The sequence below is a fragment of the Microbacterium sp. LWH12-1.2 genome (genome assembly GCF_040675825.1).
Lineage (GTDB): Bacteria > Actinomycetota > Actinomycetes > Actinomycetales > Microbacteriaceae > Microbacterium.
Window position 1 is genome coordinate 3,514,894 of the sequence record NZ_JBEGIJ010000001.1, and the last position, 24,978, is coordinate 3,539,871.

Here is a 24,978-nt window from a genome sequence, read left to right on the forward strand (position 1 = left end):
TTCCTCACCTCGGTGGCCGTTGTGCCTTCGACTGCAACCGGAGTCGTTGCGGGCCTATTCCGCGCCCGGGCGACTAGCGGCTTCACTGCGAGGTGAAGTGGTCGAGGACCAGTTCTCCGGTCGCATTGAGCGCACCCATCATCTCGGTGATGCGGTGCGCATCGATGGGCGGGGCCTCGGCGTCATCGAATCCGAACTGCAGCGGGATGGCCGGGTGGATCCACACGGTCGCTCGGGCGTCGGGTCCTTGGCCGATCGGGCGCCACGTCATCATGAAGCTCTCCTGGCGTCGAAGCTTCGTGGCGATGATGATCTTGAGATGTGCCAGCGTCGCGTCCTCGATGAGGATCGGATCCGACGTGCCGTCGTACTTGAGTCTGCCCATGAGAGAACCGTAAGTCCTCCGTGACGTTCCCGTCTCATCGGGTCTGACACTTGCCTGTCAAAGATGCAACCCCCCTTACTTCCTCAAGCCTCCAGGGGTAGCGTTCGCCAGATGGACGAGGTGCAGACGATGGTGCGAACCCAGGTCGCCGTCAACGGCGGCAGCTTCTTCCTCGCGCAGGGGCAGAACGTCGATGACCTCAAAGGGCTGATCGAGGAAGCCGTTCGTGCCGGCGGAAGATTCGTCGACTTCACCGTCATGGGCAATCGTGTCGTGAGCGTGCTCATCTCGGCGGGCAGTCAAGTGGTGATCTCCGTCGAGACCGTTCAGTTCGATACCGACGACGACGGAGACGATGCCTTCCCATTCGGCGGCATGTTCGACCTGCTCTGAGCGAACCTATACGTGCCGCAGCGCCTTGGGCGTGTAGTAGATCACTTCGCCGTCGGCGTCTTCGACCCCGAAGATGAACTGCCCCGAAGGCGTGGCGCAGATGTCGATGATGATTCCGCGAGAGCGGGTTGTGAAGACCTCGTCGCCGGGCTTGAAAGTCGTTCTCGTCATGGCCAGACCGTACACCAGCGAAGCCTGAGACCGGCTGCGTCAGCTGTCAGCGGTGTGATCGGAATGCAGGCGAATCCGCCCGCGCAAGAAGGGCAGGGCCGGCGCCCGATATACGAGGGCCGGCGCGTCATGGGGTTCGAGTGCGAATTCGGCCTCGCCGAAGCGCCAGAGGCGGTTGAAGAGGAACACGCCCAGAGTGACTGTTCGGTCGGACGGAACCTGCCAGGTGCCAAGGCCCCATTGCGTCGGCTGACCGCGCCCCTCGATGACGAGGGTCGGCCGGACCCCGGCGTACAGCGCGAACCAGGGCTTGACGAGAGTCAGCTCGATGCGGCGAGAGGAGAGAAGGGCGTCAGCGCTCATGGGTGACTCGATTCTCTGTGGCCGGTCCAGGGAAAAGCAAAACCCCCGCCATGTAGAAGCTAGGCGAGGGTTTCTAAGGTGATTGTAATGATCACCCTGTGGCTCCGACGGGCGTCGATCCCGTGACCTCTCGATTTTCAGTCGAACGCTCTACCAACTGAGCTACAGAGCCGCGCGACCGGCGAACCTGTCGCGTCCTAGACGAAGAGCCTCCTCGAAAGAAGGCTCAACGCGTGGAGCGACCCTGACGGGACTTGAACCCGCGACCTCCGCCGTGACAGGGCGGCACGCTAACCAACTGCGCTACAGGGCCATACTTGTATTCAATTATATCGGATGAGTGACCCCAACGGGATTCGAACCCGTGCTACCGCCGTGAAAGGGCGGCGTCCTAGGCCGCTAAACGATGGGGCCGTTGTGCTTCCCGGGGGAGCACTCCTTGCCGACGCTCAAGCATAAACGACGATCGAGGCAAAACGCGAATCGAGGGCGAGTCTGCCCCCGGAGTGCCATGAAACGGAGGACGATGGAACCGTCACCGTGTCAACTCTCCAACACGCAGCCCTGGTGTGGATGTGGTTGTTGTTGTTAGTGTGACATGTGTGAATCCGGCGAAAGGGGCCGCGTGAACGACAAGACCACGCTGGATGCTGCTGCTGCGGCATCCTCTGAATGCGGGTGCGCGCCTACATCCGTGGAGCGCAAAGCGTTCTGGAACCGCGGCTCGATCAGCCGCCGCGGTGTTCTCGGCCTCGGTGCTCTCAGCGTCGTCGCGCTCAGCGCGTTCGGCGTCTCGTCCGGTGTGTCCGCCGCCAACGCTGCGTCGTACCCCAGCTGGGACGACGTGCAGGCGGCCATGCAGAACGAGGGAGCCAAGGCTGCCGAGATCACCCGCATCGAAGGACTGATCCAGTCCCTGACGCAGAAGGTCGCGGACGCGCAGGCGGCCGCGAAGCTCGCAGGCGAGGAGTTCTACGCCGCACAGCAGGCGTTCTTCCAGGCCGTCACCGATGCCGAAGAACTGCAGTCGAAGGCCGACGAGCAGGCCGGCATCGCCGATGATTCCGCTCGCAAGGCCGGCCAGGTCGCGGCTCAGCTCTACCGCAACGGCGGCGACGACACGTCGCTCGAACTCTTCTTCGCCGGCTCTGCCGCGAACGCCGACGAACTGCTCACGCGCCTCGGCACGATGGACAAGCTGCTGCAGTACAACCAGTCCATCTACGACGACGCTGTCGCCGCACGCAACTCTGCGCAGTCGCTCAGCGACCAGGCCGTCGTCGCGCGCACCGAGCGTGACCGCCTGCAACAGATCGCCGAGCAGAAGATGGTCGCGGCCCAGCAGGCGGCTCAGGCCGCTCAGGCCGCGCTCGACGAGCAGGCCGCGAACCTCAACACCCTGCAGGGGCAGCTCGCTGCGCTGAAGGATGCCACGGCCACCACGGTCGCCGGCTACCAGGCCGGTGTCGCGGCGCGTGAAGAGGAAGAGCGACAGCGTCGAGAGCGCGAGGCCGCGGAGGCTGCGGCCGGCGGTGGTGGCGGAAACGGTGGAGGTGGCGGAGGCGGAGGCACTCCTTCCTCCAGTGGCTGGGTTCGCCCGCATGGCGGAGGGAAGTCCTCCGGGTACGGTCCCCGTGAGTCGCAGTGCGGGTCGAACGGGTGCTCGTCGAGCTTCCACCGAGGTGTCGACCTGGCCAACGGCTGTGGCGCCCCCATCTACGCGGCATACTCCGGCACGGTCGATGCGGCCTTCTGGAACGACGGCTACGGCCGCTACATCCGGATCCAGCACGGCGGCGGCATCGCCACCGGGTACGCGCACATCAACGAGTTCGCCGTGGGTTACGGGCAGTGGGTGGAGGCCGGGCAGGTCATCGCGTACGCCGGCAACACCGGTGGTTCCTTCGGCTGCCACCTGCACTTCGAGGTCTACATCGACGGCTACCCCAACAACCCCGAGTGGTTCATGGGCGACCGCGGCGTCTACTTCTGAGCATCCGCCCGAAGAATTCCGAAAGAAAGACCCCCGGCCGCTGAGCGGACCGGGGGTCTTCTTCTGTCGCGAAGGGTCAGTGACCCTGCTCGCCGAACCGCACGATCGCCTCGTCGAGGATGCGCTGCGCCTCAGCGGCGTCGCCCCACGCGTCGACCTTGACCCACTTGTTGGGCTCGAGGTCCTTGTAGTGCTCGAAGAAGTGCTCGATCTCCTTCTTGGTGAACTCGGCGACGTCGCCGATGTCCTGGATGTGCGCCCAGCGCGGATCCTTGGACAGCACGGCGACGAGCTTGTCGTCTCCGCCGGCCTCGTCGCTCATCTTCAGCACGGCGACGGGGCGGACCTCGACGACGACGCCCGGGTAGATGGCGTGGTCGAGCAGCACCAGCACGTCGAGCGGGTCGCCGTCCTCGCCGAGGGTGTTGTCGAAGTAGCCGTAGTCGGCGGGGTAGCCGAAGGTCGTGTAGAGCACGCGGTCGAGGTGGACTCGTCCGGTCTCGTGGTCGACCTCGTACTTCACGCGGCTGCCGCGCGGGATCTCGATGACGGCGTCGTGTGCGCCCATGCGTGTGCTCCTCAGAAAGACGGTTGGATGCCGCCGACCAGCCTACCTGGGCAGCCGCGTCAGAATCCTGGTGACGGGTCCGGTCAGTGCGATCAGGAGGAGGGCGTAGTACCCGATCGGATGCACCCAGGCGGCGATCGGCATGGCGATGGCGAACAGGATGATCGCCGCGACGTCTCCGAGTGCGCCATGACGCAGCTCGCCGGCGGGGAAGTCATGAAGCTCCGGATGCCGCAGCAGATAGAGCTTCGCCGCGAGCGTCGTGACCTGGGTCAGGATCAGCGTGCCGATGTAGAGCACGGTCTGCAGGGCGTCGCCCTCCATCTGACCGAGCATCGCTGTCGGCACCGGAAGCCACACGATCGTCAGCATCCAGCCGGCGTTGATCCACAGCAGCGGACCGGTCATGCCCTCGACCCGCGAGTACATGCGGTGGTGCTCCATCCAGAACGCGGCGATGAGGACGAAGCTCAATCCGAAGCTCAGCAGCTGCCCGCTGTGCTCAGCGAGGAATTCCGCCGTGCCGAGTCCTTCGTTTGCCGCTTCGGACACCGATTCCAGCAGCGGCAGGATGAGCAGCGTCATCGCGATCGCGACCACCGCGTCGACGAACGCCTTGAATCGCTCGGCTTTGAGCGGATGGGGCGTTCTCTCGTCGGTCACGCGCTCAGAGTATGACGGCGGATGCGAAACGCGCCACCCCGGAGGAGTGCACGGCGCCTTCAGTACTCCAGAGGCGCGAGGCCCAGCAGCGCGTCGTGCACGGCGGCCGTGCGGCGACGCAGCGCGTCTGCCACCGCGGCGACGGCGGGTTGACGCAGCGAGTCGGGTCGCAGCACCATCCAGTAGGGCAGGCGTTCGGCGAAGTCTTCGGGCAGCAGCCGCACCAGATCAGGGTGTCGGCCCGCCATGAAGCACGGCAGGAAGCCGATGCCTGCTCCGGCGCGGGTGGCTTCGACATGGACGAAGACATTCGTCGAGCTGAGCGAATCCAGCATCCCGGGAACCAAGCGCCGCGGCGCGTCGAGGTCGTCGACCTGCAGCATGGAATCGACGAAGTACACCAGGGGGTGCGTGCTCAGATCCGCGATGCCGGCCGGAGTTCCGAATTCGTCGAGGTAGTCGCGCGAGGCGTACATCCCCAGCGTGTAATCGCCGAGCCGGATCGCCTCGGCCCTGTGCACCTGCGGCTCGCCGACCACGACCTCCAGATCAAGCCCAGAGCGGTGCTGCAGGGCGCGCCGGGTCACGTTGACGATCTCGACGCTGAGCCTCGGGTGCCGCCGTCGCAGATGCGCCACCGCCGGTGCGACGATGAACGCGCTGAACCCGTCGGTGGCGGAGATGCGCACGACGCCGGCGATCTGATCGGCCTCGTCATCGCCCTCGTGGATGGTGGCGACCGCGGTCTCGACGTCTTCGGCGGCGCGAACGGCGCGGCGGCCGAGGTCGGTCAGCTCCCAACCGCCGGCGGTGCGCGACAGCGTGCGTCCGCCGAGCGACATCTCCAGCGCGGCGATCCGGCGCGACACGGTGGTGTGATTCAGACCCAGGCTCTCGGCCGCGGTGGTGAACCGTCCGGTGCGCGCCACGGCGAGAAGGATCAGGAGGTCGTCGGGGTTCGCGGCGACGGTGCCACGAGTCGGGATATTCATATCTGCAATTGTGCACACGATCTCTGCTCGACTGGTCATTGATGCACACTGCCGCGCGTGCCCATACTTGCTGAGGCCGCCCTGCCCGTGAGAGCCCGGGCGCCGCACGCCGAGGTCAACGCGGACGTCGGCAGAACACGAAGGAGTGAGCGTGAGCGCCGATAAGACGACCATCGTCCCCGAGACGAAGACCTCGGGACTCAAGAAGATCGTGGCCGCCTCGATGGTGGGCACGGTGGTGGAGTGGTACGAGTTCTTCCTCTACGCGACCGCCGCCTCGCTGGTGTTCGGCACGTTCTTCTTCCCGAATGCCGGTACCGAGCTGGATGGCATCATCGCGGCATTCCTGACCTACGCGGTGGGCTTCGTGGCCCGCCCGCTCGGCGGCATCGTGTTCGGCCAAATCGGCGACAAGCTCGGCCGCAAGCACACGCTGCAGGTCACCATCATCCTGGTGGGCGTCGCCACCTTCCTCATGGGCTGTCTGCCCGGTTTCACCTCGATCGGCTACTGGGCGCCGGCGCTGCTGGTGATCCTTCGTTTCGTGCAGGGATTCGCCGTGGGCGGCGAGTGGGGTGGGGCCGTCCTGCTGGTGGCCGAGCACAGCCCCGACAAGTCACGTGGCTTCTGGTCCAGCTGGCCGCAGGCCGCCGTTCCGGTAGGGAACCTGCTGGCGACGCTGGTGCTGCTGGGCATGTCCTGGATCCTTCCCTCGGACCAGTTCCTGAGCTGGGGCTGGCGTGTGGCCTTCTGGGTGTCGGCCATCGTCGTCATCATCGGCTACTACATCCGCACCCACGTCAGCGAGGCGCCGATCTTCCTCGAGGCCCGTGCACAGGCGGAAGCCGAGAAGGCCGTCAGCTACGGCGTGCTGGAGGTCGTGAAGAAGTACCCGCGGGGCATCTTCGGAGCGATGGGCCTGCGCTTCGCCGAGAACATCCTGTACTACATCATCGTGTCCTTCACCATCGTGTACCTGAAGACCGTGCACGAGTACGACACGAGCCAGCTGCTGCTGGCGCTGCTGGTGGCCCACGTCATCCACTTCATCGTGATTCCGCAGGTCGGCCGGCTCTCCGACGCCTTCGGCCGCAAACCGGTCTACCTGGCCGGCGCGATACTCGGAGCATCCTGGGCGTTCTTCGCGTTCCCGATGTTCGACACTCTGAACCCGTTCATCATCACGGCTGCTGTCGCCATCGGCCTGTGCTTCCACGCCCTGATGTACGCCGGACAGCCGGCCATCATGGCCGAGATGTTCCCCACCCGCATGCGCTACTCCGGTGTCTCCCTCGGCTACCAGGTCACCTCGATCGTCGCCGGCTCGCTGGCGCCGATCATCGCGACGGCATTGCTGCAGGACTTCGGTTCCTGGCTGCCCGTGGCCGTATACGTGGCGGCCGCCTGTGCCGTCACAGCGGTCGCGGTGATCACCCTGAAGGAGACGAGGGGCATCTCCCTGCACGACATCGACGACGCCGACGCCCGCAAGCACGGTCTGAACACGGCGCGGGTGCGCAGTTGAGCCCCGCAGCGGAGCCGCTCTCCGGAAGACGGGCGTTGGTCACCGGCGGCGCCAGCGGGATCGGCGCGGCCGCGGTGCAGGCGCTGGCGGCCCGGGGTGCGCACGTCATCGTCGCGGACAAGGACCGGGCCGGTGCAGAGGCATTGGCGGCGGCGGTGGGCGGATCGAGCTGGGCCGCCGACCTGCTGGACCCCGCCGCCCTCACCGATCAGCGGTTGTCGGAAGCGCTGGCCGGGGTGGACATCCTGGTGAACAATGCTGGCATCCAGCACATCAGCCCGATCCAGGACTTCGACCCTCAGGACTTCCGCCGGATCATGTCGCTGATGCTCGAGGTCCCCTTCCTCCTGATCCGGGCGGCGCTGCCGGGGATGTACGCGCGGGGCTTCGGCCGGATCATCAACATCTCGTCTGTGCACGGACTGCGCGCTTCGCCCTTCAAATCGGCCTACGTCACGGCCAAGCACGGTCTCGAGGGGCTCTCCAAGGTCACCGCGCTCGAAGGCGGCGAGCACGGCGTGACCAGCAACTGCGTCAACCCCGGCTATGTCAGGACCCCGCTGGTGGAGAAGCAGATCGCGGACCAGGCGCGGGTCCACGGCATCCCCGAAACGGAGGTGCCGACGAAGATCATGCTCACCGAAAGCGCCATCAAGCGGCTCATCGAGCCGGAGGAGGTGGCCGCGCTGGTGGCGTGGCTCGCCGGCGACGAATCCGCGATGGTGACCGGTGCCAGCTACACGATGGACGGCGGCTGGGCTGCGCGGTAGGACTACCGTTGTGCTGTGCCTTCCCTGTCGCCGGCCATCGCCGAGATCCGCCTTGCGGTGCGCACCGCGCTCGCCGCCGTGCCCGACGGAGCCACCGTGCTCGTCGCCCTCTCGGGAGGCGCCGACTCGCTCGCGCTCGCCGCGGCCGTCGGTTTCGAGGCGCCGAAGCGGGGTCTACGGGTCGCGTCACTGACAGTGGATCACGGCCTGCAGCCGGGGTCGGATGCGGTCGCAGCCCAAGCCGGTCGGGCCGCCGCCCGCCTCGGCGTCGACCCGCTGATCGTGAAGGTGAAGGTCGGTACCGAGGGCGGTCCCGAGAACGCCGCGCGTGAGGTGCGCTACGGGGTGCTTCGCGATGCGGCTCTCGACTTGCGTGCGGCCGCAGTGCTGCTGGGGCATACCCTCGACGACCAGGCCGAGACTGTACTGCTGGGCCTCGCCCGAGGCTCGGGCGCGGCCAGCCTGCAGGGGATGGCTCCGGTCCGCGAGGATGAGGACGGCATCCGCTGGATGCGCCCGCTGCTGGGCGTGCGACGTGAGACGACCCGGGCCTTCTGCGCGGCATCCGATCTCGAGTTCTGGGATGACCCGCACAACGTCGACGAACGTTTCGCTCGGGTGCGCGTGCGCGCGCAGGTGCTGCCGGTGCTGGAGGCCGAGCTCGGCCCCGGGATTGCCGAAGCCCTCGCGCGCACGGCGGAGCAATTGCGTGAGGATGCCGAGGCCTTCGACGAGATGATCCACGAGACCATCGAAGACATCGTCGAGCACGCCGAGGCCGGCATCTCGGTCAGCGTCGCCGCTCTCGCCGCGAACCCCGCCGCGCTGCGCAACCGCATCATCCGCCTCGTCGTCGACAGCGAGTTCGGGGTGAGCCTGACGCGCACGCAGACGCTGGAGGTCGCGCGCCTCGTCACGGACTGGTCCGGTCAGGGGCCGATCGACCTGCCGGGATGCTCAGCGCAGCGCCACGGCGGACGGATCGTGTTCACCGCCCGCTGACGGTAACGCTTCCGGGTGCGGATCTTGTGGACCGCGTTCGGGCGCGGTAATGTCAGGCGCGTCAACTAAAGCGATTTAGTGATGCCCCCAGCATCTGTCGCTCCGCTCATCGAAGGAGATCTGCGTTGAACACCGTCCCCGCGCATACGCGCCCCCACCGAAACCGTCGCAGAGCGCTCGTCGGTACGACGCTCGGTGCAGCCCTCGTCGTGGCCGGCCTCGTGCCCGCCCACGCTGCCGATTCGCATCCGCCCGCCGGAGAGGCCGCCGTCGACGCTGCGCAGCCGTCATTCCCGGGCTATCGCGTCCGCGACATCCTGAACTGGTCTCCCGAGACCGACCCCGACGCCGAGATGCTGCGTGCCCGCATCCCGCTGCAGCCGCGGATCGAGCCTTTCGCCCCGACCCAGGCCAATCCCGACCTCACCGGCGACGCGCAGGTGCTGCTGATGCAGGGCGACTACGGCAACTCGTTCTTCGGCAGCACGCCGTACAACGACGAGTTCTCCGAACACACTCTCAACTTCTGGCAGTACACCGACATCTTCGCCCCATGGCACGGCGCCGCCACCCGGGCCACTCCCTCCGCGCTGTACGACCCCGCGACGTCCGATTGGCGCAACCGCGGCTTCGAATTCGGATCGGTCAACATCCCCAACCCCGCGTACACCAACGCGGCGCATCGCAACGGCGCTCTGTCGATCGCGACGATCTATTTCGACCCGTACTTCCGCCCCGGCGTCAGCGTCGACGAACTGCTGCTCGATCAGCGCGAGGACGGGTCTTTCCCCGTCGCGGACAAGCTCATCGAGATGGCCGAATACTTCGGCTACGACGGGTACTTCTTCAACAAGGAGGAGCACAGCCCGCACCCCGATGCCACGTTCAAGAAGTTCATGGCGTACCTCACGGCGAACGGCATGTACACGAACTACTACGACGTGAACAGCTCGATCGACGACGACAAGGTCGCCTGGCTGAAGGACGAGGAGCACGGGCAGATCCATGACTCGGTCTTCGTGAACTACGGGTGGCCGGAGTGGGCGCCGGATGCCACCGAATGGGATCGCATCCGAGACGCGTACGGGCCTGAACTCTATGACGAGTTCTTCCTCGGGGTGGAGGCCAACCAGGGCAAGCTCGGTGGCGGGCACCCGACGACCGCCGAGTTCCCGAGCATCTACGAGCCGGGCACGAAGAATCCGCGCACCTCGGTCGCGCTCTTCACCCCGTCCGACTTCTACCAGCGATCGCTCGACGACGACCTCGGCGCGGATCTGCAGAAGACCGAGCCGCTCCCGCTGATGCAGACCGACGCGTACCAGTGGATGGTCACCGAACGCGAGCGGATGTTCTTCTCCGGCGTTCGCGAAGACGTCACCCGAACAGGCGCCGAAGCCGGGTACGCCCGTCCGGATGTCGGCGTCGCCGATGCCGACGCGTGGACCGGCGTCGCCGACTTCACGCCCGAGCGATCGGTCGCCGGCGGCACCGAGTTCGCCAGCTGGTTCAACACGGGGCACGGCGTCGGATGGTGGGATGACGGGCGTCACTCCTCTGCGCAGGAGTGGACGAACATCAGCATCCAGTCGCTGCTGCCGTCGTGGCAGTGGTGGTTCGAGACGGCATCGGGTGCGGCATCTAGCCTGCACGCCGATTTCGACTACGGCACCGACCTCGCTCGTAAGGACACCCAGGGGGCGGAGACCGCGACGCCGTTCGCGCCGATCGGGGCGTTCCGGGGCGGCTCGTCGCTGGCGATCTACGGCGGCCTGGCCGAAGACACCACGATGCGACTGTTCAAGACCGATCTCGCCGTCGAATCCGCCACCGAGGTCGATGTCACCTACGCGGTGCCGTCCGGTGCAGGCGTCGGCGTGCAGCTCGCTGTGGTCTACGCCGACCAGCCGGACACCGTCGTGAACTACCCGCTGTCGCACAGCGGGGCGGACTGGGCGACCGAAACGGTCGACCTGGGCGAGCAGTCCGGCCGGCGCATCGCCACGCTCGGTCTGACGCTGGCAGGACAGTCGGACGGAGTGCAGGTCAATCTCGGCGGCATCCAGGTCGGCGCGGACGAGTCTGCACCGGCTGCGCCGAGCGCGCTCAGCGTCGATGCCCTGTACGCATCGGGCGAGGCGGTGCTGTCGTGGGACCTGCAGTCGTTCGACGAGGTCGATTCCTACGAGGTCTACGCCACTCGCGGCGACGGCGAGCGGGTCTGGGTCGGCGGCACCTACGACGGCACGCTGCATGTGCAGAACCTCGACATGGAGCCGGGGCGCGGCGACCTCGCCATCGAGGTCGTCGCGGTGGGCAAGGACGGCGCGCGATCCGAGCCGGAGACCCAGCTCATCGGCCTGGACAAGTCCGTCTCCGCGGTCAGCGTCGCGGAGACCACGGATGCTCGTGGCTTCCGCACGCAGGCGGCAGAGGCAGGTTCCGTGCAGGTGTCATGGCAGGCGCCCGCCTCGCCCGCGAGGGTCGGCGGGTACCTGGTGGAACTCACTGCGCAGGACGTCGCCGGTGCGGAGAAGATCGAGGTGCGGGTGGGTGCGGATGCCCGAACGGCTGTCGTTCCGGTGGCCGATCCTGAGGGGCGCCGCTACGACGTATCTGTGGTGCCGCTGAACCCGGCCGGGAAGCCGCGAGGCGTCATGCCGGTCTCGTACCGCGGGAACACCCACGATTCGCTCGCGGCTTCGTATCTGCCGGCGGACGTCGTATCGGATGCCGACGGATGGCGGCTGACACCGCCGAGTACGTGGGACTGGCACACGCTGACCGTCGCGTACGACGGCGTGGAGCAGTTCACGGCGACCCGCGGCGGCACCGACGCGAACCGCGAGCTGTTGACCACGCGGCCGTATCCCGACGCCGAGAAGATCTCCATCGTCGTGACGGATTACGCCGGCAACACGTCGGAACCGCTCGTCCTCGATACGGCGGACCTCCGGCAGTGACACCCACCGGATGCCGGGTGCGCTGAGCATCCGGCATCCGGAAACAGTTCGACGGGCTCAGGGATCACCTGAGCCCGTCGATGCGTTCGGTGCTGTTACTTCTTGCCGCCGAGGAGGCCGCCCAGGAGGTCGCCGATTCCGCCGCCGCCCGTGCCGCCGCCGGAGCCGCCGCCCAGGAGGCCGCCGAGGAGGTCGCCGATTCCGCCACCGCTGCTGCTGCCTCCCGAGCCGCTGCCGCCGCCGAGCAAGCCACCGATGAGGTCGCCGATCCCGCCGCCGGACTGCTCCGTCGCGGCCTCGGTCGTGCCGGTCTTGCCCTTGGTCGCGTTCGCGATCAGGCCCATCACGATCGGGGCGAGGATCGGCAGAAGCTTGCCGAAGTCGATGCCGGCGGTCTCCTTCGACTCGGTGAGAGTGGCGGTGACCTCCTTCTCCTTCGCGCCGAGGATGTGCGAGACGATCTTGCCGCCGTCGGCCTGATCGATGTCGTCGACGGTCGCCGCGCCCTTCGCACCCTTGTGCTTCTTGAGCGCGTTCTCGATCGCCGCGGACCCCTCTGAGGTCTCAGCGTTCTTCGCGAGACCGCTGAGCAGCACGGCGCCGCCCTGCTCGACCGCCTGCTTGGCGACGTCGGGGGAGACGCCCAGCTTCTTCGCGATGTCGTCGATCGGCACCTGCTTGAGGATGTCGTCAAGAGCCATGGGTGAATCCTTCCGTCAGTGGGCGTCCGCCCCTCTTCTCCCGCTCACAGTAGTGCGGATGCGGCCCGCTGAGGAGGGTTGGCAGTGTTGGATCGCAAGAGCTGTGCCCGAGCATCCGATCGCGTCACCTAAAATCGATCCATGCGCGCCGCGGAAATCCAGGATGACCTTGCTCAAATCCTCGTCACAGAGGAGGAGATCCTCGCCAAGCTCGAGGAGCTCGCCGCCCGCGTCGCCGCGGACTACGCGGGCAAGGACCTGATCCTCATCGGCGTGCTCAAGGGCGCGATCATGGTGATGGCTGACTTCGCCCGTGCGCTGCCGTTCCACGCTCCGATGGACTGGATGGCGGTGTCCAGCTATGGCGCGAGCACGAGGTCCAGCGGCGTCGTGCAGATCCGCAAGGACCTCGACGTCGACATCAACGGCAAGCATGTGCTGATCGTCGAGGACATCATCGATTCGGGCCTCACCCTCAGCTGGCTGCTGGAGAACTTCGAGTCCCGCGGCGCCGAGTCGATCGAGGTACTGGCACTGCTGCGCAAGCCGGAGGCGGCGAAGGTCGAGATCGACTGCCGCTACGTCGGCTTCGACATTCCCACCGACTTCGTCGTCGGCTACGGCCTCGACTACAACGAGCGCTACCGCAATCTTCGCGATGTCGCGGTGCTCGCACCGCACGTCTACTCCTAACGCTCGCGCCCGCGCGCGTACGCCGTGGGCGAATCACAGCCGACCGTAAAGTGCGGCGCGATACGCTGATCGGATCATGGATGTGAAGAAGATCACCCGGAATCCGCTGATCTACGTGGCGCTGATCGGACTGCTCCTGTTCGGCGGCTTCCTGCTGATCTCGAACCTCGGAGCCCCCAAGCAGATTTCCACGCAGGAGGGCCTGAAGCTGCTCGCCGGCAGCTCCGTCACCGAGGTGGTGAACACAGACGGCGATCAGCGCGTCGACATGAAACTGTCGAAGCCGTTCGAGGGCGCCGAGAACGTGCAGTTCTACTACGTGACCGCCCGGGCCGACGAAGTCGTCACCGCGATCAACGACGCCGAGCCCAAGGACGGCTTCAACGACGCCGTGCCGCGTGCGACCTGGTTCGACGGCTTCCTCTCGCTGCTGCTCCCGCTGGTGCTGCTCGGTCTGCTGTTCTGGTGGCTGCTCTCGTCCATGCAGGGCGGCGGCAGCAAGGTCATGCAGTTCGGCAAGTCCAAGGCGAAGCTGGTGAACAAGGAGACCCCGACGGTCACCTTCGCCGACGTCGCCGGGGCTGACGAGGCGATCGAGGAGCTCCACGAGATTAAGGAGTTCCTGCAGGACCCCGCGAAGTTCCAGGCCATCGGAGCGCGTATCCCGAAGGGCGTGCTGCTGTACGGCCCTCCCGGAACCGGTAAGACCCTCCTCGCCCGCGCTGTCGCCGGTGAGGCCGGAGCCCCGTTCTACTCCATCTCCGGATCGGACTTCGTCGAGATGTTCGTCGGTGTCGGAGCATCCCGCGTCCGCGACCTGTTCAACCAGGCGAAGGAAGCGGCGCCCGCGATCATCTTCATCGATGAGATCGACGCCGTCGGCCGTCACCGCGGTGCCGGCATGGGCGGCGGCAACGACGAGCGCGAGCAGACCCTCAACCAGATGCTCGTCGAGATGGACGGCTTCGACCCGAACGCGAACGTCATCGTGATCGCGGCGACGAACCGCCCCGACATCCTCGACCCTGCGCTGCTGCGCCCCGGCCGTTTCGACCGGCAGATCGGCGTGGATGCCCCTGACCTCAAGGGTCGCCAGAAGATCCTCGAGGTGCACTCGAAGGGCAAGCCGCTGGCCAAGAGCGTCGACCTCGAGATCGTCGCGCGCAAGACGCCGGGCTTCACCGGTGCGGACCTCGCCAACGTCCTCAACGAGGCGGCTCTGCTGACCGCTCGCTCCAACGCGCAGCTCGTCGACAACCGCGCGCTCGACGAGGCCATCGACCGCGTGATCGGCGGCCCGCAGCGCCGCACCCGCGTGATGAAGGACAAGGAGAAGCTCATCACGGCGTACCACGAGGGCGGACACGCGCTCGCGGCGGCGGCGATGAACTACACCGATCCGGTCACGAAGATCACGATCCTTCCGCGCGGCAAGGCCCTCGGCTACACGATGGTGCTGCCGCTCGACGACAAGTACTCGGTCACCCGCAACGAGCTGCAGGATCAGCTCGCCTACGCCATGGGCGGCCGCGTCGCCGAGGAGATCGTCTTCCACGACCCGACCACCGGTGCATCGAACGACATCGAGAAGGCGACGTCGATCGCCCGCAAGATGGTCATCGAGTACGGCATGACCACCGAGGTCGGCCCGGTCAAGCTCGGACACGAGGGTGGCGACATGTTCGTCGCCCGCGACGTCGGACGCGGCCGTGAGTACTCCGAGAGCGTCGCCGAGCGTGTCGATGCCGAGGTGCGCGCCCTCATCGAGCAGGCGCACAACGAGGCCTATCAGGTGATCAGCCAGAACCGCGACATCCTCGACCGACTCGCGCTGGCACTGCTCGAGCAGGAGACCCTCGACCACAACCAGATCGCCGAGATCTTCACCGAGGTGCAGAAGCTCCCCGAGCGCCCGCTGTGGTTGAGCAGCGAAGACCGCCCGGTCTCGCAGCGGCCTCCGATCGAGGTTCCCAAGCGCGATGTCTCGCTGGCTGCCTCCGTCGAGGCGCCGGCGGATGCCGTGTCGACGCGCAGTCAGGCCGGATCAGCGAACGCGACGGGTCACAGCCGACCAGCGACGGCGTGACCGTGGCCGTCGACAGGGCGCGTGTCGAGCGACTCACTCGTGAGCTGCTCGAGGCGATCGGCGAGGACCCGGATCGCCCCGGTCTGAAGCAGACGCCCGCACGGATGGCTGAGCTGTACTCGGAGTACTTCGCCGGCGTCGGTCAGGATGCGGCGGCACCGCTCGCACACACGATCAGCGTGGCCCGTGGTCCGGCTCCGGACACGCTTCCGTCCGGCGCCGTACTGCTGCGCGACATCCGCTTCCGCTCCGTCTGCGAGCATCACCTGCTCCCCTTCGCCGGTCACGCTCACCTCGCCTATCTTCCCGGCGAGCAGGTGGTCGGCCTGGGGGCGCTCGTGCGCGTCGTGGAGACGCTCGCCGCGCGACCGCAGGTGCAGGAGCGTCTCGGCGAACAGATCGCCGACACGATCGCCGAGCACCTCGACACGCGTGGCGTGCTCGTCGTCCTCGATGCCAGCCACGGGTGCGTCACGATGCGCGGCGGCCGTCAGCCCGAGGCATCCACGCTCACGATCGCAGCCCGCGGCGTGTACACCGAGCCGATCGCACGCGCCGAACTGATCACGCTGATCGGCAGCCCATCCGGGCGCTCATCGAGCGGTACGGGAAGCGCGTTGTGACGGCGATCTGGGGCATCCTCAATGTCACGCCCGATTCGTTCAGCGACGGCGGACGCTACCTCGACGTCGAGCACGCGGTCGCCCACGGCCTGCTGCTGCGCGAACAGGGAGCCACCATCCTTGACATCGGCGGTGAATCGACCCGCCCCGGCGCCGAGCGCATCGGTGCCGACGTCGAGCAGCAGCGCGTCATCCCGGTGATCGAACGCCTCGCCGAGTCGGGCGTGCCGGTGAGCATCGACACACTCAATGCAGCCACTGCGGCCGCAGCCGTTCATGCGGGCGCCCGCATCGTCAATGACGTCTCCGGCGGTCTGGCCGACCCGGAGATGCGCGCAGTGGTCGCCGAGTCCGGTGCAGACTTCGCGATCGGGCACTGGCGGGGTCCGTCCGCAGACATGTACGCCCACGCGGATTATCGCCGCGTCGCACGTGAGGTCGCCGGCGAGCTGCAGGAGCGCATCGGCGAGGCGGCTGCGGCTGGCATCGCCCCCTCGCGTCTCATCGTCGACCCTGGCATCGGTTTCGCGAAGGCCGGCGCCCAGAACTGGGACGTGCTGCGGGGCCTCGACGAGATCGTCGCCCTCGGCCCGCGGGTGCTCATCGGCACCTCCCGGAAGCGTTTCCTGGCGGAGACGCTGCAGGCGGATGCCGAAGCCTCCGTCTCCGAGGCGCGCCGCGATCTCGCGACCGCCGTCACGAGCGCCCTCGCCCTGCGCGCGGGCGTGTGGGCCGTTCGCGTGCACGATGTGGCTGCAACCCGCGACGCCCTCGCCATCGCTCACGCCTGGGAAGGGTAATCCTCATGTTCGAGCTCGACCACATCGTCCTCACCGGCCTCACCGTGTTCGGACGTCACGGCGTCTACGACCACGAGCGCGAGGACGGCCAGGAGTTCACCATCGATCTGCGCCTGTCGATGTCGCTGGCGCGGGCGGCCGAGTCCGATGACGTCACCGACACCGTGCACTATGGCGAACTCGCTGAGAAAGTCGCAGCGGTCGTCGCCGGCGAGCCGGTGAATCTCATCGAGACGCTCGCGGCGCGGATCGCCGACGTCGTCCTCGAACACCCGCGGGTGCAGCACGCCGCCGTCACCGTGCACAAGCCGCACGCCCCGATCCCGCTCACCTTCGCCGACGTCGCGGTGACACTGCACCGCGGACGCACGTCGGATGGCGCCTCCACGTCGGAGTGGCCGGCATGAGCCGCAACCTCACCAACCCGCCGCCGGCACCCCCCGTCCGCCCAGGACGAGAGGATGCTGTCGCGGTCGTCGCCTTCGGCGCCAACCTCGGCGATCGGCAGGCGACGATCCGTCATGCTGCCGAGCGCATCGGGCGTCTGCCGCTGGTGAGCGAGGTGCGGCTGTCCGAGCTCTTCGAGACCGTCGCGCTGCGCCTCGACGGTCCTGACCCGGATGCCCCGGGGTACGTGAATGCCGTGGCACTCGTGACCACGCAGCTCGCCCCCGAGATCCTCCTCGGGATGCTGCACGCCATCGAGGACGAGAACGGCAGGGTGCGACACGAACGCTGGGGCGATCGCACCCTCGACCTCGACCTGATCGCCTACGGCGATGTCACGTCCGTCGACGAGCGCCTCCAGCTGCCGCATCCGCGCGCTGCCGAACGGCTGTTCGTGCTCGAGCCGTGGCTGACGCTCGACCCGGAGGCCGAGCTCGTCGGGCACGGTCGGGTGGCCGACCTCGCGACGAGGCTGCGCGCACAGGACGCGGTATGAAACGCACCTCGGCAGGTCTCCTGGCGCTGCTCGCGCTCCTCGGGGTCGGAGCCGGTTTCCTGCTCGATCAGCTCCTCACCGCGACGGGCCGCGCGACGTTCACCCCGTCGCTTCTGCTTCCAGTTCTCCTGCTGCTCGTCGCCGCCGCGTCGCTCGGGGTGGCGTGGCCGGTGCGCCGGAGCGTGCGGGGCGCCGGACGGATCGACCCGTTCCGCGCCTTGCGGGCGGCCACGCTCGCTCGCGCGTCCAGCCTGCTCGGTGCGATCATGGCCGGAATCGGAGCGGGGCTCCTCGTGTTCCTGCTGACCCGTCCGATCGATCCCCCGGTAGGGTCGACTGTGGCCATGCTGGCGCTGATGGGGAGCGCGATCGCCCTCGTGATCGCCGGCCTCATCGCCGAACAGTTCTGCACCCTGCCGAAGGATCCTGATGACTCAGAACCCAGAGACCACGCCCCTGAACCCTACGGAGGGCACTGACCGCGCAGCCCTCGACCAGGGCACCTACGGACAGCTGCGCACAGCGCGCAACGAGAATCGACTCGAGCTCGACGGCGCCTGGCACCAGATCTCGCCGCGCTACGTGGTGTCGCAGATCGTGCAGAACGTGATCTTCATCGTGGTCGTCGCGATCGCGGCATCCGTCATGGCACTGGGATTCGAGCAGACCTGGGCCTGGATCCCCGCGGCAGTGATCGTCCTGGTCACGCTGATCACCCTGATCATCCTGCCCCGGCAGGCGAAGGCGATCGGGTACATGCTCCGCGCCGACGACATCGTCTTCCGCAAGGGCATCCTCTGGCAGCGCATGATCGCCGTTCCGTACGGGCGGATGCAGCTGGTCGACATCACACAGGGCCCGTTGGATCGTGCCTTCGGAGTGAGTCAGCTGAAGATGGTCACCGCCGCGGCGACGACCGGAGTGCAGATCCCCGGACTCACGCAGGGCGCGGCGGAGGCTCTCCGCGACACCCTCATCCAGGTCGCCGAGACGCGCCGGACCGGCCTGTGAGCGAGCCGCAGTTCCCGCCGCCCGCGGCCGCGCCTGTCGCGCCACCGGCGGATGACTCGACGTCGCTCGCGGACGGTGAGTGGCACCGGATGCATCCGCTCACCCCGCTGTTCAAGGGTGGGCTTGCTCTCCTCATCATCGGCGGCATCCTGATCACGAACATGCGCGATCGCGTCATCGCGTGGGTCGTCAACCTGTTCGCGCCGGAAGAGGCGCATTACGGGCAGAACGGCGGAGACCCCGTCGACTGGGTTCTCGAGAACAACCTGATTCTGATCGTGCTGCTGGGCGTGCTGGTCCTGGTCGTCGTGCTCGTCGGCGCGTTCTGGCTCGTCTGGCGCTTCCAGCAGTTCCGCATCACCGGCGACCATGTCGAGGTGCGCAAGGGGATCATCTTCCGATCGCATCGCCGCGCACCTCTCGACCGCGTGCAGGGCGTCAACCTCACGCGTCCGTTCCCTGCGCGCATCATCGGACTCGCCAAGCTCGAGGTCGTCGGTGCCGGCACCGATGCGAACGTGCCGCTCGAGTATCTGGCGACGGCGCGGGCGGAGTCCGTGCGCGCAGACATCCTGCGCCTCGCCTCGGGAGCGCGCGCGGCGCGCCACGCGGCGACGGATGCAGCGAGCGGCGAAGGCGCGACCATCGCTGCTCCTGGCACGCCCAGCGTTCCCGGTAGGGCGCGGGCTCAGCTCGTCGGCTCAGTGAATGCGGGTGTGACCGGCCTCATCGAGGGCGTGGACCTCGCGGATGTCGCCCCCGAGAGCGTCGTCAAGATCCCTACCGGTCGTCTGATCGGGTCACAGGTGATCGCCGGCGTGCTCTGGCTGTTGTTCTTCGGGGTGATCTTCGCGGTCGCGATGGGCAGTGCCGTCGTCGGGACCCTCGCCGAAGACGACGGGGAGACCGGGATCGTCGTGCTCGCCATCGGGCTGGGCATGGGCATCCCGCTGATCATCGCCGCCGTCGGTATCACCTGGGCGCAGATCTCGAAGTCGCTGCGATACTCCATCGCCCCGACCCCTGACGGCGTGCGGATCACGTACGGCCTGCTGACCACGGTGACCGAGACGCTCCCGCCCGGGCGCATCTTCGCAGTCGAGGTCTCGCAGTCGCTGCTGTGGCGCCCGTTCGGCTGGTGGACGGTCAAGATCAACCGGATGAGCGGCAAGAGCGTCGCGCAGCAGTCGTCCGGGAGCGCGCAGCAGTTCAACATCGTGCTTCCGGTCGGCAAGCGAGCCGATGTCGAACGCGTGCTCGCGCTGATGCTGCCGGATGCTCCGGTCTCCGACATCCCGCTGGTGTGGGAGCACGGCATCCTGGGTCCGGTGGAGGGCGATCCCTATCGCACGATGCCGGCGAGAGCATGGTGGCGTCGCCCGCTGTCGTGGAAGCGCCACGGATACGTGCTCACCGAGTTCGGCCTCGTGCTGCGCCGGGGCATCGTGTGGCGCAAGCTCGCCGTCTTCCCGCTCGCGCGACTGCAGGGCGTCTCGCTCTCGCAGGGGCCGATCGACCGCGCACAGCGCGTTTCCGGCGCACAGGTGCACACGGTTCCCGGGCCCATCCAGGGGTACCTCTCCGGCCTGGAACGCGACGACGCGCTCGCCCTGCTCGACGGGGTGGGTCGTGCCGCGGCGGAAGCGGCGCATCGGGACCACACGCACCGCTGGGGCGAGTACGCACCACAGGCGCCTGCGGTGTCGTGGGCGCCCGAGCAGGTGCCCTCGGCGGGGATCGTCGGGCAGCCCTTCCCCGGTGCGCCGGTTGCTCCGCCGATGCCAGGATTCGCGCCTGCTCCGCCTGCACCACCTGCGGGGTACGGGCAGCCGCCGGTGGCGCAGCCCCCCGCGCCTCCGACGTTCGCGCCCGCGCCGCCGCCGCCCGCTCCTCCGGCCGCGCCGGTTCCGCCAGCCGCGCCGCCGGTACCGCCCACAGCGACGCAGCCGGGGGAGTAGCGATGCCTCGTGACGGGCGCCTCGGCGTCGGCATCATCGGCGCGGGCCGGGTCGGTCCCGTGATCGGCGCGGCGCTCGCCGGGGCAGGCCACGCGATCATCGGGATCACCACGGGGTCCGATGACGATCGAGCCTCGGCCGTGCTCCCAGACGTGCCCGTGCTGGACGCACTGGAGATCGTTCGCCGCAGCGAGCTCATCGTGATCGCCGTCCCCCATGACCAGCTCCCGTCGCTCGTCGCCGGCATCGCGGAGATCGGCGGATGGCAGATCGGCCAGCTCGTGCTGCACACCGATCCCGCCTACGGCATCGAGGTGCTGCGTCCCGCTGCCGAGCGCGGCGCGATTCCCCTGGCGGTTCATCCGGCGATCACTTTCACCGGAACGTCGATCGACCTGCGCCAGTTGCAGGCGGGTTTCGCCGCCGTGACGGCACCTGCGGCCGTCCTGCCGATCGGTCAGGCGCTCGCCGTCGAGATGGGCTGCGAACCCGTGGTCATCGCAGAGGCGGATCGGACGGCGTACGCCGACGCGATCCAGACCGCCACCGAGTTCTCCCGCTCGATCATCGGCCAGTCGACGAGCCGGCTGCGAGAGATCGGTGTGGACAACCCTGGGAGCTACCTCTCCGCGCTCGTGCAATCCACCGTCGAACGGGCGCTGCGCGAAGCATCCGGCCCCATCGACACTCTGCCTGACTCCGGCGCCACTTTCATCTGACACCTCGGGTCGCTACACCACCGGGATTGCGGCCCGAGGTGTCAGATGAACGTGCTGGCGCGAGGCTGATCTGACACCTCGGGTCGGTATTCGGCGCGCATTCCGACCCGAGGTGTCAGACCAAGGGACGGGGCAAGAGGCGAGAGGCGCGGCCAGGCCAGGCGAGAGGCACGGCCAGGCCAGGGGAGAGCGGATGCGGCGCGCTCAGCGCCCTCCCGACGAGCCGCCGCCCCCGCCGCCGCCGGAGAATCCGCCGCCCGACGAGCCGCCCGCACTCGAGGAACTCTCCGAATACGTGGCCGCGGCGTGCGACGACACGGCGAATGCCGCGAGATGAGTGCGGAGATACGGGGAAGTCGGGTCGCCGATCCACCCCGGTCCGCGTTGCGCTTGCGCGTACGCGGCTTCGAGCACACCGCCCCATTGGTCTTCCTGCCCGAACAGCATCGCGTACGGCAGCAGAAGCTCGTAGAGCTCGATGACGTTCACGGTGCCGTCCTGGCGACGCTCGGCACCGGTGTACGACTGCAGCATCTGCAGCCGGTCGGCTTCGGCCACGCGGATGAACTCGCGCACGCCGAGCAGGTACTCGTGGGCGAGAGCACCCTCCGGCGTGAGGACCGTGTGCTTCGAGAACGTGAACAGGCTCGACATCAAGACGGCGAACCCGCCGAAGGAGATCGCGACGAGAGCCGGGATGCCGGTCACCCGGCCGGAGATCGCCCCCCACAGGCTCAAGCCGAGCCCGACAGCGACGACGGCGATCGCACACCACTGCAGGACCATCGCCCCACGGCTGCGGACTCTCGTAGTGAGTCCACGCGATGCGGCCGCTGTCTTCCCGCTCTGCAGGAGGCCGTTCATGCGCCCGGCGAAAGACTCGTCGGTCAACGGGAGGCTCACGACGCCCTCGGCATCCGCTCCGAGGAACAGCGCGTCGAGTGCCTCGACATCCAGCTGGTCGGGGATCCGGCCTCCTGGTGTTCTCCGCAACCGGGGCTGTCCGGTGGCGCCTTCGCTGTCGCCGGCTTCCTCGATGCGAAGAGTGCCGCGAACCGCGAGGTGCACGATCTCGGCGGGGATCGGATCCTTCGCACCAGGCACGATCGCGGCCGCGAGCAGCGGCGGCATCGAATCGGGCACGTCGTACTGCGCGATGACGACGCCGGTGGCGGTGCGGCGCCGGCGTTTGAGCACGGCTACAGCCGCACATCCGCCCGCAGAGAGCCCGAACGCTCCGAGGGCAGCCAGCGCCGGCACGGTGTCGGTCACCGTGTTGGGCGTGCGGGCGGAGGGTTGCGTGGCCGTGTTCGGCTCGAACCCGATCGCGACGGTCACACCATCACCGGCGGCGCGCTCACCGGACTCGACGCGGAACGAGGCCGCGTCGCCATCGGCGGACGGCCCCTGGATCGCGCACTCGTCGGTGGAACCCGCGTAGCCGGTGTAGCACCGCACCGAGCCGGTGAGCTGCGCGCTCATCGCCGCATCGAAGACGATCTCAGCGTGGAACGACTCGATCGCCTGACTGCTGTCCAGAGGGAGAAGATCCCAGTAGAACTCATCGGCCTGGCCGTCGTCGCGGTGCAGGATCACGTCGGTCATCTCGTACTCGATGACGTAGGTGTTGAGTCCCTGCACGTAGTCGTCGTCTCCGGTGAGGACGAGGACGAGGCCGTCGTCCTCCTCGGTCTCGAACGGTACTGCCGCGCCGGTCTCGTCGGTGACGGAGATCACACGGGTGTCCAGGTGCGCGTTGTCGTACGTGACCGGGAGCCCTCGGACGATGCCCCGGTTCTGGTCGAAATCGGGGAAGCGGGCGACGAGCGTTTCGGTGACGAGCATGTGCGACCGGCCGTCGTCATCCAGGCTGACCTCGTATCGGGCATCCCAGGACGCATAAGAGAAGTCATCGACGTCGGCCGAGACCGCCGATGCCTGCCGATCTGCGTCGACGGCGGATGCCGCGGCGGCGGCGGGGGCGAGCAGTCCCGCGCCCGCTATGGCGACCGCGGTAAGAACGGGGAGCATCCGGTTGACGGCCATTCTCCGAGGCTACCCAGCTGTCGCCATCGTCGGCAGAAATCGCCCCGGTAAACTGGGACCGACTTCCAAGGAGCCCCGAATGACTGACGCGTCTGCCGCGCCCGCTGCAACCCCCGCCGACACCCTCGAAGACGACGTCTTCGAGCAGAAGGCGGTGCGCCTGGCGAAGCGCGAGCGCCTGATCGCAGAGCGGTCGGATGCCGGTGGCGGTGCGTTCCCCGTCGCCGTTCCGGTGACGCACACCATTCCGGCGCTGCGCGCGGAGTACGGCGAGATCGAGGCGGACACCGCGACGGGCCTGATCGTCGGCGTGGCAGGGCGGATCGTCTTCAGCCGCAACACGGGCAAGCTCTGCTTCGCGACGCTGCAGGCCGGTGACGGCTCGCGCATCCAGGCGATGATCTCCCTCGCGAACGTCGGCGAGGAGTCCCTCGCCGACTGGAAGGCTCTCGTCGACCTGGGCGACCACGTCTTCGTGCACGGTGAGGTCATCTCCAGCCGCCGCGGCGAGCTGTCGATCATGGCCGATGCCTGGACGATCGCGTCGAAGTCGATCCTCCCGCTGCCGAACGCCTACTCCGAGCTCAGCGACGAGGGTCGAGTGCGCAGCCGCTACCTCGACCTCATCGTGCGCGAGCAGGCCCGGACGACCGTTCGCGCCCGCGCCGCGGTGAACGCCAGTCTGCGCGCCACTTTCGGCAGCCATGACTACCTCGAGGTGGAGACGCCGATGCTGCAGGTGCAGCACGGCGGAGCATCCGCTCGTCCGTTCATCACCCACTCGAACGCGTTCGACACCGACCTCTACCTGCGCATCGCGCCGGAGCTCTACCTCAAGCGCGCCGTCGTCGGCGGCATCGAGCGGGTGTACGAGATCAACCGCAACTTCCGCAACGAGGGCGCTGACTCCACGCACAGCCCCGAGTTCGCGATGCTCGAGGCGTACCAGGCCTACGGCGACTACAACCAGATGGCGGGGCTCACGCAGGAGCTCGTGCAGCAGGCGGCCATCGCGGTCACCGGGTCGACGACCGTGACCTGGGCCGACGGCACCGAATACGACCTCGGTGGCGAGTGGGACCGCATCTCGATGTACGAGTCACTCTCCGCGGCATCCGGTCGCACCGTCACTCCGCAGGACGATGTCGCCGACCTCATCGCGTTCGCCGAAGCATCCGGTGTCGACCTGCCGCCGCAGGCCACGCACGGGAAGCTCGTCGAAGAGCTCTGGGAGCACTTCGTGAAGGGCGACCTCGTGCGCCCGACGTTCGTGATGGACTTCCCGGTCGACACCTCGCCGCTGGTGCGTGAACATCGCTCGATCGCCGGCGTCGTCGAGAAGTGGGACCTGTACATCCGCGGTTTCGAACTCGCCACCGGATACTCCGAGCTCGTCGACCCGGTCATCCAGCGCGAGCGCTTCGTCGAGCAGGCGAAGCTCGCCGCGCGCGGTGACGTCGAGGCGATGCCCGTCGATGATGAGTTCCTGCGCGCTCTCGAGCACGGCATGCCGCCGTCCGGCGGCATGGGCATGGGCATCGACCGGCTGCTGATGGCGATCACCGGGCTCGGCATCCGCGAGACCATCCTGTTCCCGCTCGTCAAGTAGC

25 protein-coding genes and 3 tRNA genes are annotated in these 24,978 nt (G+C 67.8%); 17 read left to right on the forward strand and 11 right to left on the reverse strand.

Going from position 1 to position 24,978, the window contains the following annotated elements; translation table 11 throughout:
- Positions 1 to 82: 82 nt before the first annotated feature.
- Positions 83 to 385, reverse strand: a complete 303-nt coding sequence (locus MRBLWH12_RS16700; RefSeq protein WP_341976118.1) for a hypothetical protein — start codon at positions 383 to 385, stop codon at positions 83 to 85.
- A gap of 111 nt (positions 386 to 496) precedes the next feature.
- Between MRBLWH12_RS16700 and MRBLWH12_RS16705 the strand changes: the two genes are divergently transcribed.
- Positions 497 to 778, forward strand: coding sequence for a hypothetical protein (locus tag MRBLWH12_RS16705; protein WP_363550833.1), 282 nt, complete (start codon positions 497 to 499; stop codon positions 776 to 778).
- Positions 779 to 784: 6 nt separating this feature from the next.
- Here the strand turns inward: MRBLWH12_RS16705 and MRBLWH12_RS16710 are convergent, their stop codons facing one another.
- The 5 genes from MRBLWH12_RS16710 to MRBLWH12_RS16730 all read right to left on the reverse strand — a co-directional run bounded on the left by MRBLWH12_RS16710 (position 785) and on the right by MRBLWH12_RS16730 (position 1,726).
- A complete protein-coding gene (locus MRBLWH12_RS16710; RefSeq protein ID WP_341976114.1) occupies positions 785 to 949 on the reverse strand; it encodes a hypothetical protein in 165 nt (54 codons plus the stop codon).
- A gap of 39 nt (positions 950 to 988) precedes the next feature.
- Entirely contained in the window at positions 989 to 1,312 is a 324-nt protein-coding gene (locus MRBLWH12_RS16715; RefSeq protein ID WP_341976113.1) for a hypothetical protein, read from the reverse strand.
- A 99-nt stretch (positions 1,313 to 1,411) separates the two neighbouring features.
- A tRNA-Phe gene (locus MRBLWH12_RS16720) sits at positions 1,412 to 1,484 on the reverse strand.
- Between the two features lie 67 nt (positions 1,485 to 1,551).
- Positions 1,552 to 1,625 (reverse strand) — tRNA-Asp (locus MRBLWH12_RS16725).
- 28 nt (positions 1,626 to 1,653) lie between these two features.
- A tRNA-Glu gene (locus MRBLWH12_RS16730) sits at positions 1,654 to 1,726 on the reverse strand.
- A gap of 211 nt (positions 1,727 to 1,937) precedes the next feature.
- Between MRBLWH12_RS16730 and MRBLWH12_RS16735 the strand changes: the two genes are divergently transcribed.
- On the forward strand, positions 1,938 to 3,305 hold the full coding sequence (locus tag MRBLWH12_RS16735; RefSeq protein ID WP_341976111.1) for a M23 family metallopeptidase: 1,368 nt from the start codon (positions 1,938 to 1,940) through the stop codon (positions 3,303 to 3,305).
- A gap of 76 nt (positions 3,306 to 3,381) precedes the next feature.
- Here MRBLWH12_RS16735 and MRBLWH12_RS16740 read toward each other — a convergent pair whose 3' ends face one another.
- Genes MRBLWH12_RS16740 through MRBLWH12_RS16750 form a run of 3 tightly spaced genes read right to left on the reverse strand, consistent with a single transcriptional unit; the run spans position 3,382 to position 5,528 of the window.
- Positions 3,382 to 3,873 carry an inorganic diphosphatase gene (locus MRBLWH12_RS16740; protein WP_042536967.1) on the reverse strand — a complete coding sequence of 164 codons (492 nt, stop codon included), beginning with the start codon at positions 3,871 to 3,873 and terminating at the stop codon, positions 3,382 to 3,384.
- A 42-nt stretch (positions 3,874 to 3,915) separates the two neighbouring features.
- Positions 3,916 to 4,536: a TMEM175 family protein gene (locus MRBLWH12_RS16745; RefSeq protein ID WP_341976108.1), complete on the reverse strand. Its 621-nt coding sequence runs from the start codon at positions 4,534 to 4,536 to the stop codon at positions 3,916 to 3,918.
- 59 nt (positions 4,537 to 4,595) lie between these two features.
- Positions 4,596 to 5,528 carry a LysR family transcriptional regulator gene (locus MRBLWH12_RS16750; protein WP_363550834.1) on the reverse strand — a complete coding sequence of 311 codons (933 nt, stop codon included), beginning with the start codon at positions 5,526 to 5,528 and terminating at the stop codon, positions 4,596 to 4,598.
- A gap of 151 nt (positions 5,529 to 5,679) precedes the next feature.
- Between MRBLWH12_RS16750 and MRBLWH12_RS16755 the strand changes: the two genes are divergently transcribed.
- The 4 genes from MRBLWH12_RS16755 (at position 5,680) to MRBLWH12_RS16770 (ending at position 11,788) form a co-directional block, all read left to right on the forward strand.
- A complete protein-coding gene (locus tag MRBLWH12_RS16755; protein ID WP_363550835.1) occupies positions 5,680 to 7,053 on the forward strand; it encodes an MFS transporter in 1,374 nt (457 codons plus the stop codon).
- A complete protein-coding gene (locus MRBLWH12_RS16760) occupies positions 7,050 to 7,823 on the forward strand; it encodes a 3-hydroxybutyrate dehydrogenase (protein ID WP_363550836.1) in 774 nt (257 codons plus the stop codon). The genes MRBLWH12_RS16755 and MRBLWH12_RS16760 overlap by 4 nt, the downstream gene beginning before the upstream one ends.
- A gap of 15 nt (positions 7,824 to 7,838) precedes the next feature.
- Positions 7,839 to 8,825 carry a tRNA lysidine(34) synthetase TilS gene (gene tilS / locus MRBLWH12_RS16765; RefSeq protein WP_363550837.1) on the forward strand — a complete coding sequence of 329 codons (987 nt, stop codon included), beginning with the start codon at positions 7,839 to 7,841 and terminating at the stop codon, positions 8,823 to 8,825.
- A 125-nt stretch (positions 8,826 to 8,950) separates the two neighbouring features.
- A complete protein-coding gene (locus MRBLWH12_RS16770; protein WP_363550838.1) occupies positions 8,951 to 11,788 on the forward strand; it encodes an endo-beta-N-acetylglucosaminidase in 2,838 nt (945 codons plus the stop codon).
- Between the two features lie 95 nt (positions 11,789 to 11,883).
- On the opposite strand, the gene MRBLWH12_RS16775 is transcribed toward MRBLWH12_RS16770, so the two are convergent.
- A complete protein-coding gene (locus MRBLWH12_RS16775; protein ID WP_363550839.1) occupies positions 11,884 to 12,489 on the reverse strand; it encodes a DUF937 domain-containing protein in 606 nt (201 codons plus the stop codon).
- Between the two features lie 141 nt (positions 12,490 to 12,630).
- Here MRBLWH12_RS16775 and hpt point away from each other — a divergent pair, with 141 nt between their 5' ends.
- From hpt to MRBLWH12_RS16825, 10 genes are all read left to right on the forward strand, one after another.
- Positions 12,631 to 13,182: a hypoxanthine phosphoribosyltransferase gene (gene hpt, locus MRBLWH12_RS16780; protein ID WP_363550841.1), complete on the forward strand. Its 552-nt coding sequence runs from the start codon at positions 12,631 to 12,633 to the stop codon at positions 13,180 to 13,182.
- Positions 13,183 to 13,258: 76 nt separating this feature from the next.
- Entirely contained in the window at positions 13,259 to 15,268 is a 2,010-nt protein-coding gene (gene ftsH, locus MRBLWH12_RS16785; RefSeq protein WP_363550842.1) for an ATP-dependent zinc metalloprotease FtsH, read from the forward strand.
- A 2-nt stretch (positions 15,269 to 15,270) separates the two neighbouring features.
- Positions 15,271 to 15,891, forward strand: a complete 621-nt coding sequence (gene folE / locus MRBLWH12_RS16790; protein WP_363551397.1) for a GTP cyclohydrolase I — start codon at positions 15,271 to 15,273, stop codon at positions 15,889 to 15,891.
- On the forward strand, positions 15,888 to 16,691 hold the full coding sequence (gene folP / locus MRBLWH12_RS16795) for a dihydropteroate synthase (RefSeq protein ID WP_363550843.1): 804 nt from the start codon (positions 15,888 to 15,890) through the stop codon (positions 16,689 to 16,691). The genes folE and folP overlap by 4 nt, the downstream gene beginning before the upstream one ends.
- Positions 16,692 to 16,696: 5 nt before the next feature.
- On the forward strand, positions 16,697 to 17,098 hold the full coding sequence (folB, locus tag MRBLWH12_RS16800) for a dihydroneopterin aldolase (RefSeq protein ID WP_363550844.1): 402 nt from the start codon (positions 16,697 to 16,699) through the stop codon (positions 17,096 to 17,098).
- Positions 17,095 to 17,634 (forward strand): 2-amino-4-hydroxy-6-hydroxymethyldihydropteridine diphosphokinase, encoded by a 540-nt coding sequence (gene folK, locus MRBLWH12_RS16805; RefSeq protein ID WP_341976092.1) that lies wholly within the window; start codon positions 17,095 to 17,097, stop codon positions 17,632 to 17,634. The genes folB and folK overlap by 4 nt, the downstream gene beginning before the upstream one ends.
- Positions 17,631 to 18,113 (forward strand): DUF3180 domain-containing protein, encoded by a 483-nt coding sequence (locus MRBLWH12_RS16810; RefSeq protein ID WP_341976090.1) that lies wholly within the window; start codon positions 17,631 to 17,633, stop codon positions 18,111 to 18,113. The genes folK and MRBLWH12_RS16810 overlap by 4 nt, the downstream gene beginning before the upstream one ends.
- Positions 18,064 to 18,645 carry a PH domain-containing protein gene (locus tag MRBLWH12_RS16815; RefSeq protein WP_363550845.1) on the forward strand — a complete coding sequence of 194 codons (582 nt, stop codon included), beginning with the start codon at positions 18,064 to 18,066 and terminating at the stop codon, positions 18,643 to 18,645. Before MRBLWH12_RS16810 ends, MRBLWH12_RS16815 begins: the two co-directional genes overlap by 50 nt.
- Complete coding sequence (locus MRBLWH12_RS16820; RefSeq protein ID WP_363550846.1) at positions 18,642 to 20,603, forward strand: PH domain-containing protein; 1,962 nt, start codon at positions 18,642 to 18,644, stop codon at positions 20,601 to 20,603. Before MRBLWH12_RS16815 ends, MRBLWH12_RS16820 begins: the two co-directional genes overlap by 4 nt.
- Before the next feature lie 2 nt (positions 20,604 to 20,605).
- Positions 20,606 to 21,322 (forward strand): DUF2520 domain-containing protein, encoded by a 717-nt coding sequence (locus tag MRBLWH12_RS16825; protein WP_363550847.1) that lies wholly within the window; start codon positions 20,606 to 20,608, stop codon positions 21,320 to 21,322.
- Positions 21,323 to 21,526: 204 nt separating this feature from the next.
- On the opposite strand, the gene MRBLWH12_RS16830 is transcribed toward MRBLWH12_RS16825, so the two are convergent.
- Positions 21,527 to 23,368 carry a DUF2207 domain-containing protein gene (locus tag MRBLWH12_RS16830; RefSeq protein ID WP_363550848.1) on the reverse strand — a complete coding sequence of 614 codons (1,842 nt, stop codon included), beginning with the start codon at positions 23,366 to 23,368 and terminating at the stop codon, positions 21,527 to 21,529.
- 79 nt (positions 23,369 to 23,447) lie between these two features.
- Between MRBLWH12_RS16830 and lysS the strand changes: the two genes are divergently transcribed.
- Positions 23,448 to 24,977 carry a lysine--tRNA ligase gene (lysS, locus tag MRBLWH12_RS16835; RefSeq protein ID WP_363550849.1) on the forward strand — a complete coding sequence of 510 codons (1,530 nt, stop codon included), beginning with the start codon at positions 23,448 to 23,450 and terminating at the stop codon, positions 24,975 to 24,977.
- Position 24,978: the final 1 nt, after the last annotated feature.

Excerpts from the sequence above, each read along its gene's own strand:
- lysS (WP_363550849.1), top strand. The coding sequence starts at position 23,448 with ATGACTGACGCGTCTGCCGCGCCCGCTGCAACCCCCGCCGACACCCTC.
- MRBLWH12_RS16700 (WP_341976118.1), bottom strand. The coding sequence starts at position 385 with ATGGGCAGACTCAAGTACGACGGCACGTCGGATCCGATCCTCATCGAG.
- MRBLWH12_RS16810 (WP_341976090.1), top strand. The coding sequence starts at position 17,631 with ATGAAACGCACCTCGGCAGGTCTCCTGGCGCTGCTCGCGCTCCTCGGG.
- MRBLWH12_RS16715 (WP_341976113.1), bottom strand. The coding sequence starts at position 1,312 with ATGAGCGCTGACGCCCTTCTCTCCTCTCGCCGCATCGAGCTGACTCTC.
- MRBLWH12_RS16825 (WP_363550847.1), top strand. The coding sequence starts at position 20,606 with ATGCCTCGTGACGGGCGCCTCGGCGTCGGCATCATCGGCGCGGGCCGG.
- folB (WP_363550844.1), top strand. The coding sequence starts at position 16,697 with ATGTTCGAGCTCGACCACATCGTCCTCACCGGCCTCACCGTGTTCGGA.
- ftsH (WP_363550842.1), top strand. The coding sequence starts at position 13,259 with ATGGATGTGAAGAAGATCACCCGGAATCCGCTGATCTACGTGGCGCTG.
- MRBLWH12_RS16710 (WP_341976114.1), bottom strand. The coding sequence starts at position 949 with ATGACGAGAACGACTTTCAAGCCCGGCGACGAGGTCTTCACAACCCGC.
- MRBLWH12_RS16775 (WP_363550839.1), bottom strand. The coding sequence starts at position 12,489 with ATGGCTCTTGACGACATCCTCAAGCAGGTGCCGATCGACGACATCGCG.
- MRBLWH12_RS16740 (WP_042536967.1), bottom strand. The coding sequence starts at position 3,873 with ATGGGCGCACACGACGCCGTCATCGAGATCCCGCGCGGCAGCCGCGTG.
- folK (WP_341976092.1), top strand. The coding sequence starts at position 17,095 with ATGAGCCGCAACCTCACCAACCCGCCGCCGGCACCCCCCGTCCGCCCA.
- hpt (WP_363550841.1), top strand. The coding sequence starts at position 12,631 with ATGCGCGCCGCGGAAATCCAGGATGACCTTGCTCAAATCCTCGTCACA.
- MRBLWH12_RS16750 (WP_363550834.1), bottom strand. The coding sequence starts at position 5,528 with ATGAATATCCCGACTCGTGGCACCGTCGCCGCGAACCCCGACGACCTC.
- MRBLWH12_RS16705 (WP_363550833.1), top strand. The coding sequence starts at position 497 with ATGGACGAGGTGCAGACGATGGTGCGAACCCAGGTCGCCGTCAACGGC.
- MRBLWH12_RS16815 (WP_363550845.1), top strand. The coding sequence starts at position 18,064 with ATGACTCAGAACCCAGAGACCACGCCCCTGAACCCTACGGAGGGCACT.
- MRBLWH12_RS16830 (WP_363550848.1), bottom strand. The coding sequence starts at position 23,368 with ATGGCCGTCAACCGGATGCTCCCCGTTCTTACCGCGGTCGCCATAGCG.